At 51.2% G+C, this 13944-nt stretch carries 8 protein-coding genes and 3 pseudogenes; 5 read left to right on the top strand and 6 right to left on the bottom strand.

Annotated features, from left to right (window positions below):
* Positions 1-207 (bottom strand): annotated as a pseudogene (locus CQ019_RS06535) (hypothetical protein); the annotation flags it as partial.
* Between the two features lie 117 nt (positions 208-324).
* Positions 325-591: pseudogene (locus tag CQ019_RS06530) on the bottom strand (IS1380 family transposase); the annotation flags it as partial.
* Positions 592-717: 126 nt separating this feature from the next.
* On the opposite strand from CQ019_RS06530, the pseudogene CQ019_RS06525 reads away from it, so the two are divergent.
* Positions 718-942, top strand: a pseudogene (locus CQ019_RS06525) (transposase); the annotation flags it as partial.
* Positions 943-1200: 258 nt separating this feature from the next.
* On the opposite strand, the gene CQ019_RS06520 reads toward CQ019_RS06525, so the two are convergent.
* The 4 genes from CQ019_RS06520 to CQ019_RS06505 form a co-directional block, all read right to left on the bottom strand.
* The gene (locus CQ019_RS06520; RefSeq protein WP_105569227.1) at positions 1201-2367 is read right to left on the bottom strand and encodes a nucleotide sugar dehydrogenase; all 1167 of its coding nucleotides are present in this window, start codon (positions 2365-2367) and stop codon (positions 1201-1203) included.
* Positions 2368-2552: 185 nt separating this feature from the next.
* Positions 2553-2741: a hypothetical protein gene (locus tag CQ019_RS06515; RefSeq protein WP_105569226.1), complete on the bottom strand. Its 189-nt coding sequence runs from the start codon at positions 2739-2741 to the stop codon at positions 2553-2555.
* Positions 2742-3113: 372 nt separating this feature from the next.
* Entirely contained in the window at positions 3114-3422 is a 309-nt protein-coding gene (locus tag CQ019_RS06510; protein WP_258134066.1) for a transposase, read from the bottom strand.
* A 495-nt stretch (positions 3423-3917) separates the two neighbouring features.
* Entirely contained in the window at positions 3918-4136 is a 219-nt protein-coding gene (locus CQ019_RS06505) for a hypothetical protein (RefSeq protein ID WP_105569224.1), read from the bottom strand.
* Positions 4137-4445: 309 nt separating this feature from the next.
* Here CQ019_RS06505 and CQ019_RS06500 point away from each other — a divergent pair, with 309 nt between their 5' ends.
* The 4 genes from CQ019_RS06500 (at position 4446) to CQ019_RS06485 (ending at position 13824) form a co-directional block, all read left to right on the top strand.
* Positions 4446-8813: a glycosyltransferase gene (locus tag CQ019_RS06500; protein ID WP_105569223.1), complete on the top strand. Its 4368-nt coding sequence runs from the start codon at positions 4446-4448 to the stop codon at positions 8811-8813.
* 117 nt (positions 8814-8930) lie between these two features.
* A complete protein-coding gene (locus tag CQ019_RS06495; RefSeq protein WP_258134065.1) occupies positions 8931-10844 on the top strand; it encodes a glycosyltransferase in 1914 nt (637 codons plus the stop codon).
* A gap of 49 nt (positions 10845-10893) precedes the next feature.
* The gene (locus CQ019_RS06490) at positions 10894-12069 is read left to right on the top strand and encodes a glycosyltransferase family 4 protein (protein WP_105569222.1); all 1176 of its coding nucleotides are present in this window, start codon (positions 10894-10896) and stop codon (positions 12067-12069) included.
* A 9-nt stretch (positions 12070-12078) separates the two neighbouring features.
* On the top strand, positions 12079-13824 hold the full coding sequence (locus CQ019_RS06485; RefSeq protein ID WP_146113339.1) for a glycosyltransferase family 4 protein: 1746 nt from the start codon (positions 12079-12081) through the stop codon (positions 13822-13824).
* Positions 13825-13944: the final 120 nt, after the last annotated feature.

Genomic DNA, 13944 nt, shown 5'->3' with positions numbered 1-13944 from the left:
CTGAATCAGGAACGGCCACCGGGAATCCATTGGTAGAGGATTTCGGCAGCCGTTGGATAACTGATGAAAGATCTGGGCTAGTTCGGCGTCGGTGTTCGCTGAGCCGATGTGTTCCACGGAGGTGGTGGTGCGTCCGGTTTGGTCCACGATTTGCACGGCGACAGCGCCGGATGCGGTGCGGACCTTGCGGATGAATCGGGAACCCATGGGTTCAGGGTACCGGGAACCTATTTATTAGTAAGTATTTCGGTCACGAGGTGAAAACAAACCATCAGGTCATGAACCTATTGAGGTTTTCAATCACAAACCGTGGCACGAAACAGGAAAGAGTTCTGGTGCGGCTCGTAGCTGGTCAATATCTGTGGCTTGTTCACCGCCGGCCGCCAAGGACAGGGCCAGTGCGCCGAGGATCTTACCCGGACGGTGCGTTGCGGTAGCGGGCACGAACTGGCTGAACCGGTCCTCGCAGAGCCTGCGGAAGTCCACCGCGTTCAGGAAGCTGGTCAGCACCGACAACCCTGCATGGGAGACCAGAGATTGACTGGTGAGTTGGGTCGGGATGGCAGGGAAAACGTGGGTAGAATGGTTCACAGAAAAGGTGATCCTTTGTACGGGTATTTTGGAAGCTTCAACAACTCCTATTTTCCCTGTTCAGGTCACCTTTTCATCTTTTAAGTCAGTTAATGACTACCGGCCTTCATGAAATACCCGGGCTAGGTACGTCATCGACTGAATCGCCGTGGTGGCCGGAAACTGAACATGGCCCTACATACCGCTGCGCTGGCACGGATGACCCATGATGAAGCGACCAAAGATTATGTCGAGAAACGCACTGCGGGAGGCAAAACGACAAAGGAAATCCGCAGGTGCATCAAACGGTTCTTAGCACGCCGTGTCTACCAATTCCTCGAGTCCGCGGAAATGCAACCGAGCATGGCTTGACAAATATAGAAGATTCTATGAAATCGTGACATCCGGTGTCCACGATGTGCCGAAATTTCACATCCTTTCGGCACACACCTACTACCAAAAGCTTCTATTATAAACCGGCTTCGCAATCGTTAGGTTTTTGCTGAGAATCGCATACTATGGGTCCTGTTTAATGAGGGAAACCCGTATCCAATTCTTGTGATTGAGGCAAGTTGCTGTTTCAAAATGTGAGTTAAGGAATGATTGACCGGTTTCCTTTGGAATGATCTACTAATCACGTCCGTAGATATCACGCGTGTACACTTTATCGGAAACTAATTCTAGGTCTTTTGATTGACGGTTAGCGATGATGACATCCGATTCGCGTACAAAAGAATCAAAATCTTTCGTTACTTTGGAGTGGAAGAATTCGTCAGCGTCCAAGGTCGGTTCGTAAACTATAACTTCTACGCCTTTGGCCTTGATTCGCTTCATTACGCCTTGAATCGCGGATTGTCGGAAGTTGTCCGAACCTTCCTTCATAACTAGACGATAGATACCAACTGTTTCCGGTTTGCGAGCCAGGATATCGTCCGCAATGAAGTCCTTACGGGTTCTATTCGCATCAACAATCGCCGAAATTAAGTTCTGAGGGACTTCGTCGTAGTTAGCCAGAAGCTGTTTCGTATCCTTCGGAAGGCAATAGCCGCCATAGCCAAAAGACGGATTGTTGTAGTGGCTTCCAATGCGTGGATCCAGTCCAACACCATTGATGATCTGAGCGGAATTTAGGCCACGCGATGTTGCATATGTATCCAACTCATTGAAGTACGCAACTCTCAGAGCTAGATATGTGTTGGAGAATAACTTGATTGCTTCTGCTTCTGTCGGGTCGGTCAGAAGTATTGGGACGTGCTTCTCCAGGCTGCCTTCTAGGAGAAGTTGTGCAAATTTCTCTCCGTGCTCACTTTGGTCTCCGACAACGATTCGAGAAGGATGGAGATTGTCGTATAGGGCACGTCCTTCACGCAAGAACTCTGGGGAAAATATTATTTTCGTTCCAGGGTGATGCTTCTGGAGGTCGCTGGTAAAGCCTACTGGGACAGTTGATTTGATGACGATGTTTACTTTTGGATTTAGGGTAACAGCGTCTGAGATGACCGACTCGACCGAGGAAGTGTCAAAATGATTGGTTTCGGGGTCATAATTTGTTGGTGTCGCGACGATGACAAAGTCTGCTTCATCGTAGGCTTCGGCGGAAACAGTAGTCGCCGATAGCTTGAGTTCTTCGTGGTTTAGGTACCGGGTCAACTCTTCGTCAGCGATTGGCGAGAGCTTCTGATTGACGAGCCCAACGCGTTGCTCGTTGATATCTAATGCAATGACATGGTGATGGCGTGCCAGCAAGGCAGCGATTGACATGCCAACATAACCAGTTCCAACAACTGCTATCTTCATGAATCCAACTCTCTTTTATTCGAACTCGTTTATTGTCTCTCGTTAAACCGTTTCAATCAAAATCTACGAACGGTGCGTACTCACTGATTTTGCGCTCGTTGTCATTCATGTGAATAACGCAGTCTAAGCACGCGAATCTGCATTGAACGTCTTGCCTGTTCCGTGCCAAAGTCCTAGTAAGTACTTTATCCACGCTTGAGCTTCGCAAATAGTCGTCGGAGCTCCACAGAAACGTCAGCAGGAATCACCACATAATCACCATTGACCTTGACTTTCGCCGAACGAACGACCTGCAAATCAGTGATAATCCGTTTCAAACTCATCCCAGATAGCTCCTGCACATGCCTGCCCATCGCCAACGCGGCGAACACCACGGTCAATGAGCATCGTTGGCGTCCTCGTCTCGATGGAACTCTGACCGATCGGAAGAGTCAGTCTTGGTCATGCGGAAGGACGCTTCAACCTGCCAGAGTTCATGGTATGAGCCGAGGACCGTCTGGCCATTTATCACTGACTGATCGGTATTCGTCAACTAGCCATAGAGTCCGGCCAGCATTCGGGCTCGCTCGATCCTGGCTTCATCCACTACAGGCCTCGCCCTAGTCGTTTGCACGAATCTTGCTTTACACATTTGGCTGGTGTCTTCGGCAATACCCATGGCTCGGCGTTCCTTCAGATTTATGTTCCGATTGTCAGTGACGAAACGTTTCGCGGACCACTGATAAATCTTTCGCCCCTCGCGAGCACTAGAACGTTGTCCCATCGGTCGTATGGATTCCAGGATATGCCCGTTGGCGAACCGGGTGCGCTTCGTATCCAAATGTTCCTGCATAAGGCCCATTGGCTATACGCGAACCGATAATGAATTTGAATCCGGCGTCTTTCAACGCGATCAGGTTCACGTCGGAGGGCATGCCAGCATCAGCGACGACCATCATGTTGGCAATATCGTGCCGTTCCTGAGACGCTTGGACTACCGGAACGATCGTGGTGGTCTCGGCTGTGTTCCCGGCAAAAATATGCAATTCCAGCTGGAAGCCTACCGGATCCACCAGAATCCCTACTTGGATTTGGGGGTCTACCCGATAATCTTTTGCTCATGCGGATTTTGCGGAGGTCATCTTCTTTTTCGATTCGAAGTGAAGGGTGGTGACTTCGTACATGATCATTGCTTCGAGTTCCACGGCTTGCGTGTGGAGGGCGAACATGGCTGTGGCCAGGGTGCCTTTGTAGTCTTTGTCGTGGCAGCGATGCCAGCTACGAAGAAAGGTTCCGCAGGGACGGGTGCGGTACGGCGATGTCGCGGTGCACTCTGATTGTGTCTGATTTGGACGTCGGCTCGAGGAGTCTAGCTTGCACCATGGCACGAAATCCTTCGTCGTCAAGGATTTCGAACCAAAGACGTGCATAGGCTGAGGTGAAGATTTCCCACAGTTCCGCCTTAGGGGGCACAACGACTTTCGCGGTGCCTGTGCAACCGACTCGGGGTCTTCTGCGGTCAAGATTAAAATCAGGCAGTTCGGCGTACTTTGTGCAGTCAGCAACCTCGACTAGGAATGCGGGTTCTTGTTCCAAATCGCCGAAGTCGAAGGCTTGTTGCCTGGATGCAAGCGTTGCGGGGCGGTGCGCAGCAACAGTGCTAGTTCGGCGTCGGCACTCGCTGAGCCGAGGCGCACCACGGAGATGGCGGTGCGTCCAGCTTGGTCCACGATTTGCACGGCGACAGCTCCAGAACCTGAGCTGAGCTTGCCGATAAATCGGGAACCCATCGCTACAGGGTACCGAGGTCCTATTTATTAGTGCGTATTTCGGGCACGATGAGGAAACAAACCATCAGGTCATGATCCTGTTGAGTTTCTCAATCACAAACCAGGGTACGAAACAGGTCCTAGGGTAAATCTATTAGTTCCGTATAGTTTACTGGGGTCTGTTTCAGGGAATTGTCAAAGTCCTTGTTTTACTGTCGAACCGCTAGACTAATAGCTGGATCAGATAACTATTTATAGGGAGCTTCTTCGTTGAAACGGTCAAATCGGAAGGCAGCGCAGCCGATAGCTACACGAGCACAGCTACATAGCATGCAGCAGGAGTATGCGAACCTCGATAAAGATGTCGAACTCACTATGCTTGAAGACATTCTTGAATACCGTTCTCTTAGCATGAAGCTCAAAGCGGAGAACAGTGATCTGCGCAGTCGGAGTGTAAAACTCGAAGGCCTAGTAGTTCGGCTTGAACGTTCCGTAAACCAGTCAGAAGTAGATCGCAGAAAGGTCAGCCAAGAAGCGTCGATCCTAAAAAAACAACTAAATAAGGAACACGCACGCGCGGAAAAATTCAAGACTGCATACGAGAATCTGAAATCACATCCGGTGGTTAAAGCAGCGCGTGGGTTGAAGAGCCCTTTCAGCAAGAAACCTGTTTCTTCGTTACCAGATACCTCGCAGAATGCTTCCAAGCAGTTGGCATTGGCCGTTACTGAGCGCTCTCCTGAAAATACTTTTTCAAATGCTAACGATGATCTCGTAACTAATCTTCGGACATTGGCGAAATTAGAAGTCGAAAAGTACCGTGACTTAGGACAAATTACTGAGCCAGCGAAAGCATTAACTGAGTTGATGGCGGGCTCAGATTCACCGAAGAATTTTGGGCCACTGCACCTGCAAGTCATGGGCCAAGCGCGGTTGCAAACGGCGCTCCCAGCAATTCCCCCAAGAACTTCTTCTCCTGCTTATGTCCCGCAAGCAGACAAGGTGATGTATTGCGCACACAGCACAGGGGAGTTCAACAGTAACGGATATTCGACACGTACTACTGGGCTGACCAAGGCAGTAGCGGATGCAGGCATTGATCTATTTATTGCTGCGCGTCCCGGCTACCCGTGGGACTCGAAAGTCACTAAGAAGGCACCATCTCAGAAGCGTATGATCCGCGACTTCCAGGGCGTCAAGACTCATTTTAACCCAGGTGTATCGCTTCGAAATGATCCGTTGGATAAGTTCATCCAGCTAGCTGCCGATATCTACGTACGCGAAGCAATGATGAACCGTCCGGCTGTAATTGTCTCGGCGTCAAATCACATCACGGCTCTTCCGGCTCTCATCGCTGCCCGTCGGCTCGGTATTCCATTCATTTACGAGGTGCGTGGACTTTGGGAAATCACAGCCGCCGCGAACAATGAAACTTGGCTTACCTCCGAACGCTTTGACCTTACCCGCAAGCTTGAAACGCTCGTAGCAAATGAAGCTGACCAGGTGTTCGCAATCACCGAAGAGGTTCGTGATGAGCTAGTTTCACGCGGCGCGACGAAGTCGAATATTTCGATTCTGCCTAATGCAGCGAATATTTTCCAATATGTTCCATTGCCAGTGGAGCGCTCCACTGCGGCTAATAAGAAGTTTGCTGGAGAATTCCTGCTTGGATATGCTGGAAGTTTGGTTAACTATGAAGGTCTGGACCTTCTTATTGAGGCGGTAGCTGGCCTGCCGGAAGAATTTGACCACGTTGGCGCGCTGATCGTTGGCGACGGTAATGCGCTGCCGGCCTTAGAACAGCAAGTCGCGGAGCTGGGTCTTGGGGAACGCATCCGATTTACCGGACGAGTACCAAACGAGGATATCAACGACTACCTGGCGATCTTCGATGCAGTGGTTTGCCCGCGTAAATCGAATATAGTCACCGAGCTCGTCTCACCATTGAAACCAATCGAAGCCATGGCTGCCGGACGTCCCGTTATTGGTTCAGATGTCTCGCCTATTGCGACTTTGCTTGGGACGGATTCCGAACGCGGTTTGCTATTTGCGGCCGACAACGTAGATTCCCTCAGTGAACAGATCACGAAGCTGGCAAGCGATCCCAAGCTAGCTCAGAACATCGGCCGTAGAGCGCGTCAGTGGACGGTAGAAACCCGGACGTGGCCTATCGTTGCGCAGACCTTTACGGAGAAAATGCGCAGCGTCCAAAAGCGTCCGGTGGCGGGTAAGAATCTCAAGGACCTTCGTATGGCAATTATTGCCGACGAGTTTACGACTTCGACGCTCAAACGTGAAGTGAGTCTAGTGGCTCCAACACCGGAGAACTGGCGGCAAGTCCTTTCTGCACAGCCTGTAGACGTGCTCTTCGTGGAGTCCGCTTGGGCCGGTAATTCCGAAACTTGGACGCGTAAGGTCGGTTACTACGACGATGACCAATGTTCCGACCTTGACGCGCTCACAAAATATTGCCGTAAGAACGGTATTCCTACGATTTTCTGGAACAAGGAAGATCCCGTTCACTTCAATCGCTTCCGCAGGACAGCAAAACTCTTCGACGTGGTTTTGACCACGGATGCCAATTGTCTTGAAGACTATTGGGAGAACCGCGGCGGGTACATGCGCGCCTTGGGAAGCCTTCCATTCTGGGCTCAAGCTGAAATTCACAACCCGTTGGGGACAAACCGTCCGTATTCCCATTCCGTAGCATATGGCGGATCGTACTACGGCGACCGTTACGCGGAACGCTCTCAAGAATTGCGGACCATCCTTGAAGGTGCTCGCAAGCAGGGGTTGACGATCTATGATCGCCAGGCCGATAACCCGGAATCCCCATATAAATTCCCTGCTGCGCTACAGCCATTTGTACAAGGGGGACTGACCTATGACGAGATGGTTGATGCTTACAAATCTCATCCAGTCCATGTAAACGTCAACTCGGTCAATGGATCACCGACCATGTTCTCCCGACGCGTCTTTGAAATTGCAGCTTGTGGAACCCCACAGATCAGCGGTAAGAGCTTCGGCGTCACTTGGATGTTTGACGACACCGTCCCCGTAGTCCGTAGCAGCGAAGAATCTGAATTAATCATCTCACTTTGGATGCAAAGTGAAGCCGACCGCGTTTTGGACGCGTGGGCGCCGATGCGCGTCACTTTCCAGAAGCACTTGGCGCACCACCGTCTGGCACTTGCACTTCGTATGGCCGGGATCGCCGTTGAAATCCCAACGCTGCCAACGATTGGACTCGAGCTTGAAACTGTCGATGGTGAAGTTGCAGAGCAGATCTTGGCTTCATCGATTCGCCCCGGCGAGATCTATACTGCACAGACCGAAGAAAATTCGTCTGCCATCGATATCTTGAAAGCCCACGGAATTCATGCTGTGGGACCGGATGGCCTGCGCCAGTCTCAGGTCTCTGTTTCACGAGCACAGCAAGTGCTCGGGGACCCTCATTTGCTGGAAGACCTAGTGATCGCATACCAGTATGGTGGAGCCTCTAGCGTTGAAGCGTCTGAACGAGATCTAAACGTACGTGGGCTTCCATTGTGGCTCAAGGATGAGCCGACGGCGGCCTCGCCACGGCTTAAAATGGAACAAGCAAATGACCCACAACGCAGAGTCCATCTGAGACTGCGCCGACCTTTTGGCGTCGTCGAACAGCAAGATAGCGGAGTAGCACACGCAGCGGTGAATACCGCTCCAAATGATCGAACCGTTTTAGTTGCCGGTCACGACCTGAAATTTGCCGGCCAGATCATGAAGGCCGTGGAAGAACAGGGTCACCAATTAAGCGTAGATCAGTGGGCGGGGCACGCTCAGCATGATAGTGAGCTGAGTGCGCAACTACTTAAAGATGCCGACACCATATTTTGCGAATGGTCCCTAGGGAATCTTGCATGGTACTCGAAGCATGTCAAACCAAACCAGCGGCTGATCACTCGCTTCCATTCTCAGGAGCTGTTCACCGACTACCCTAACAAGGTGAAGTTCAAGAAAGTTGATCGAGTGATCTTCGTCAGCGAGCTTATTCGTGGGATGGCAATCCAAAAATTCGGAATTCCTGAAGAAAAAACTTATGTCATTCCGAACTCGGTAGATACAGGCAAGCTTGATCTTCCAAAGGACGCTGATTCCAAGTTTGTCTTGGGATTTGTCGGAATGGTTCCACAAATGAAGCGTTTTGACCTAGTCCTAGATCTATTGGAAGAGCTCCGTGCTACCGATGAACGATTCACCTTACGGGTGAAGGGGAAACGTCCCGAAGACTATCCTTGGATGGCCGCAAGGGTCGAAGAGATGGCGTTCTATGAGGCTCAGTATGCCCGGATCGACGAGTCGCCGCTCCTGAAGGGTGCAGTAGCCTTCGACCCGCAGGGCGACGACATGGACCAGTGGTATCAGCGGGTTGGTGTTGCGGTATCCACCAGCGATTTTGAGTCCTTCCACTTCACTTTGGCTGATGGTGCTGCTTCCCGCGCACTTCCTGTTGGATTGGCATGGCCAGGTTCTGAGTGGCTCTACCCCGAAGAATGGCTGTTTACCGATACGCAACTTGCTGCTAAGCACATTGCCGGAATCGTTTCAAGCCAAGAGCGCTTCGACAAATCGGTAGAAGAAGCGAGAGCTTTCACGGTGGAAAACTACGATTCCAAGAAGATCATGACTCAACTGGTTAAAGCCATCGAAGCTGACTAGTTTTTGGAACTATGTTCAAGGTAACGAGGCGCGTCATAGTCCCGAATAGAGTCTGGGGCGCGCCTCGCTGTAATATTGGTAATTCCTGCCTGCGAATATTTTAGAGTGAGTTGAGAAGTGAAAATTGCACTAGGCGAGTTTCGAAAAGCGCTGTGGCACCTTCGACAAGGTGGCCCGCGACAAGTCCAAGAATGGTACCGTCGCAGCAACTACGAATCTCGCGCCGGCGGTTTTAACCGCAGGTTCCAAACTGACATCGAAAAGGTACTCGGGCTTCAGCTGCCAACGGTAGCCTTCGAACCTGCTCAGCGCTCCGAAACCGCACTAAAAGTTGCAGTCATCCTGGATGACTTTAGCGCAAGGGCTTGGAGCCCAGAGTGGGACTGCACTTTTGTCACCCCGGATGACTGGAACGAGCATCTTGAATCAATAGATTTTGATTTGCTCTTCGTCGAGTCCGCGTGGGCAGGAAACGGCAAAGCATGGCAATACCACCTGACAGGTACGAGTGCACCAAGACCTGCCTTGGTCGATATGGTCAATGCATTCAAAGAGAAAGCCATTCCTGCAGTCTTCTGGAACAAAGAAGACCCTCCTCATTTCGAAGACTTCCTAGACTGTGCACGGCTTTTTGATTTTGTATTCACCTCGGATGAACGTAAAATCGCGGACTACCAGCGTGAATTAGGCCATGAACGAATTGCATCGCTGAGTTTCGCTGCGCAACCGGTATTTCACAACCCGGTGCGTCCGCTAAGCCAAGAACGTCGCGATGTCGCTTTTGCCGGAATGTATTTCGCCCATAAGTTCCCAGAACGCCGCGAGCAGATGGAAATCGTACTGGGGGGAGCAACTGACGTAGCTGATAAGCTACCGAACGGACTCGATATCTTCTCTCGCCAACATGGGGGAGACGAAAATTACCAATTCCCGGCTCCTTACGCCGAACATGTAGTTGGGTCCTTGGACTATGACCGGATGCTAGCTGCCAATAAGTTCTACAACGTTTTTCTCAACGTAAATTCAGTCGTAGACTCGCCGAGTATGTGCGCACGCCGCATTTTTGAGATAACGGCGGCCGGTAGCGCCGTAGTATCAGCACCAAGTGCTGCTATAGGCAATTTCTTTGCCCCATCCGAGGTATTAGAAGTCTCGACGCGTGAAGAAGCAGCAAACGCGATCCGCAGCATCGTGCAGAGCCCAGAACTCCGCGATCGAATGGTGCATTTGGGGCAACGGCGTATCTGGAGCGAGCACACCTATGCCCACCGCGCGCGTCGAGTAGAGTCGCTAGTCGGACTATCGCAGGTTCGGCCTTCGGTCCGATCCATGGCGACACGACCCAAGGTGAGTGCCGTGGTTTCGACGATCCGCCCGCACCAGATTGACCACATCATTTCTACCGTCGGAACACAGCTCAATGTCGATACCGAGCTTGTTCTTGTCACACACGGGTTTGCCGTTGATCGTGAAGATTTTGAAGCCAAAGCCGTCGAGGCGAACCTCTCCGACTATAAGATTCTAGAGTTGTCATCGGAGTTGTCCCTTGGCGATTGCCTTAACGCAGCAGTTGCTGAGGCGACCGGGGGTTTCATCACTAAAATGGACGACGACGATCTTTACGGGGCAAACTACCTCTTCGATCAAGTCGCAGCCCTGCGATATAGCGGTGCCTCGATCGTTGGGAAGCAAGCCCATTTCATGTACCTTGCAGATTCAGACGCGACCCTATTGCGATTCGCTCATCGGGAGCACCGGTTTACGAATTTGGTGATGGGACCGACGATGCTCGGGCATGCTTCGGTATTCAAGAACACGCCCTTTGCGTCACGTAGCAGGGGAGAAGATACCCAATTCCTGCGTGATGTCATAGATGGTGGCGGAACCGTCTATTCAAGTGATCGTTTTAACTTCATGCAGATGCGTAGCGGCGATGGAAAAGCTCACACCTGGGGACTAAGCGACGCTGAACTAACTGCTACTGGTAGTATTCAATGGTTTGGACGTAATGACAAGCATCTCTTCTTCTAAGGTTGGCTGGGTGCGAGTTCGTATACGAAGGCTAAGGAGTGAGTAGTAGATGAAAATCATGTTGCTGACTCATTCGTTTTCTCCTGAAATCTCACCGCCGCAACGCCGTTGGTCCGTCATTGCCGATGAATTGACCAAATTAGGACATGAACTAACTGTGGTTGCTCCCCAGCCATGGGGCATCACAGCTCAAACTTCCGAGTCGCGCAACGACAATGAACGCATCCACATCAAACGTTATCGTTCATTGCGTAAATCCAAATCCATGGTTGGAAAAGTCCTCAAGCATGGTGCGGACGCGGTATTAAGCGTGCCCGCAGCCTTGAATGAAAGCCGTCCGGATGTTGTTGTTGCGACTGTGCCGGCGTTACCGACGCTGATTGTTGGGTATGTAGTCAGTAAAATCCGCGGTGTACCGTTCGTTGTCGACCTACGCGACGCGTGGCCAGACCTTTTACGAGAATCCCAAGTCTTGAAATGGCGTTGGTTGGAGCCGGTTGTTTCTCATGCGCTGTCGTATCTGGTGAAACGAAGCGACCTCCTAGTGACCGTGACGCGTGGCCTCGCAGTAAAGATGCGATTGAACGGGGTGAGCAACGTAGCTACGATTTCCAACGGAGTTGAAATTGAACGCCCTGAAGCCGACATAAGCAACGAGCCTCGAAATGGAGCGTTGCGCGTTCTTTATCTCGGAAATATTGGTCGGAGCCAAGGTTTAGACACACTTATTCACGCGGCCAAAATTCTCGACAATAAGATTTCTCTGAGGATAGTAGGCAATGGAACCGAGAAACGACGCTTGATTGAACTGGCCGCTGAGCTTGATGCAGACGTTGATTTTCGTGAGTCCGTTTATGGAGATCTTGTTCTGGAAAATTACGCCTGGGCGGATACATGCGTCGTATCACTACGACCCGACTGGCCAAGCTTCGATCACACCGTACCTTCGAAGCTCTACGAATTACTGTATCTCGACCGCCATATTACAGGCCTAGTGCGCGGAGAAGCCGCTGGGATCATCACCGCTGCCGAGTCCGGACAAGTTGTCGGTCAGAGCCTTGGTGAACTAACGCAACATCTGAAGCACTTGGCAGAAAATCCGGACATGCTGAAAACCTACAATCATGGTTCACATTGGGTGCGGAAAAACGCGTCATTGCGCGAAGCAGCCAAAGTCTATGCCAAGTTGCTCAGCGAAGTTGTCACGAGCGAAGGCAAGAACTAGGACAGTATTTTGAATTCTCAGTTGATAGCAAATCTTACGAATACTGCTCGGTTGATCCTCTCAAATGTAGCTGACGACCCGAGCTACTTTGCGCTTCAAGTAGCAAGAAAGTTTAAGAGTCAAGCTCCGGTTAAGGTTCTGGACAAAGTGCTTTCGCTTGGGAACAACGGAACTTTAGCTAATGCCATCTCGGCGATGATTCGCGACGATAGGGTTCAACTAAACACAACCTGCCGTCTCTGGATTGAGAAATCCAACGCAAAGCGCGGTGGAATTTTTCTGGCGAATCTTTGCATCGCCAGCGGGGAATGGGAAACGGCAGCTAGCTTGCTGCAAGTACCGAGCACATCCCCAAATGCGATTAGAGCAAGAGCACGGTTGCAATGGGGCTTAGGCAACATGAGCGAAGCTATTGCCTTGCTGGAACAAATTAGGCCGAACCGCCAAAAGCGACATTACGTATCTGAATATCAGGTCTACCTTGGGACGGTGCCGAAGCTTCCGGCAACTCAATATGCCGGTTCCAAGAATCGAACATTAAAAACCGTAGTCTGCTTAGCGACTAATTCGTTGCCTCACACTGGCAGCGGTTATGCGCAACGTACTCAGTCCACATTGTCGGCTCTGTCCGCTGAAGGCTGGAGCGTGAGAGCCTGCACTCGAGTGAATTATCCGTTAAGCATTGGCATATTCAATGCTCAAAAATCGGATCGGGTCGGAGCCGTCGAATATGAGCGGTTGATTCCAGTACGAGCAAAATACGACTTGTCGGGGCGAATTCAACAACAATCAGAGGCGCTCCTGGCAAAAGTACTCCATGATGGCCCCCAAATCCTCCACACTACCACCGACTTTTCAAATGCTCTCGCGGTTAAGGCGGTCTCCGAAGCGACTGGCATTCCGTGGGTATATGAAGTCCGCGGGCAGCTGGCTGACACTTGGCTATCGACCCGTCCAGCCTCTGCCGTAAATTCTGAGCGCTACAAGCTCTTCAGAGAACGCGAAGCATTTGTCGCTAGGAACGCTGACTATGTGATCACACTCGGTGCAGAAATGAGGGAAAATCTCACAGTGACCGGTGTTAAACCAGACAGTATCGAGATTCTTCCCAACGGCATTGGTGAAGAGTTCCTCAACGAACCTGTGTCGCGGTCTGTTGCTCGAGAAGAGCTTGGATTGGATGTTCAGGCATTTTATGTCGGTACCGTGAGCAGCTTGGTGCCCTATGAAGGACTAGACACGGTACTTCGCGCCGTCGCGAAAATTATGCCCGCTACAGAGAAACTTAGAGTCCTCATAGTTGGAGATGGCACTGAGAGAGAAAATCTCATTCGACTTGCGGTCGAGCTCGGAATCTCCGAATATTGTGAATTTCCGGGGCGAGTTCCACGTGAAAAAGCGCATCTCTACCACGCGTCCCTGAATGTATTTGTAGTCCCTCGCGTCGACTCGTCGGTTACTCGTGCGGTGACTCCGCTCAAACCAGTTGAAGCACTAGCATCTCGTGTTCCGGTTATTGCCTCTGATTTGCCCGCATTGCGCGAGCTTATAAGCGACGGTGAAACCGGTCACCTTGTACCTTCTGGCGACGTAGAAGCTTGGGCGAATTCCATCGAATCCTTGATTTATGAACCGTCGAAGGCTGAGCTCATGGGCAGGTCAGGTCGGGATTTCGTCCTCGAAACCAGAACTTGGAATAAAAATGCCAAGAGGCTGGCCGAAATTTACCAGCAAGTAATAAGTAAAGCAGACTGACATGAAACCTGACGGCAGTTGCACTCTTGCGATATGGTTTACAGGGCTCGGCTTGTAATCAAAGCGTTATAAGATCAGCCTGAACGCCCAGCTTTGGGAATGACACTCGCACCAGAAGGA

This window comes from Arthrobacter sp. MYb229 (assembly GCF_002975405.1).
GTDB lineage: Bacteria > Actinomycetota > Actinomycetes > Actinomycetales > Micrococcaceae > Glutamicibacter.
This window is presented reverse-complemented; position numbering and strand designations above follow the sequence as displayed.

Coding starts and splice junctions, on each gene's coding strand:
- CQ019_RS06500 (WP_105569223.1), top strand. CDS start 4,446: ATGCAGCAGGAGTATGCGAACCTCGATAAAGATGTCGAACTCACTATG.
- CQ019_RS06520 (WP_105569227.1), bottom strand. CDS start 2,367: ATGAAGATAGCAGTTGTTGGAACTGGTTATGTTGGCATGTCAATCGCT.
- CQ019_RS06490 (WP_105569222.1), top strand. CDS start 10,894: ATGAAAATCATGTTGCTGACTCATTCGTTTTCTCCTGAAATCTCACCG.
- CQ019_RS06505 (WP_105569224.1), bottom strand. CDS start 4,136: ATGGGTTCCCGATTTATCGGCAAGCTCAGCTCAGGTTCTGGAGCTGTC.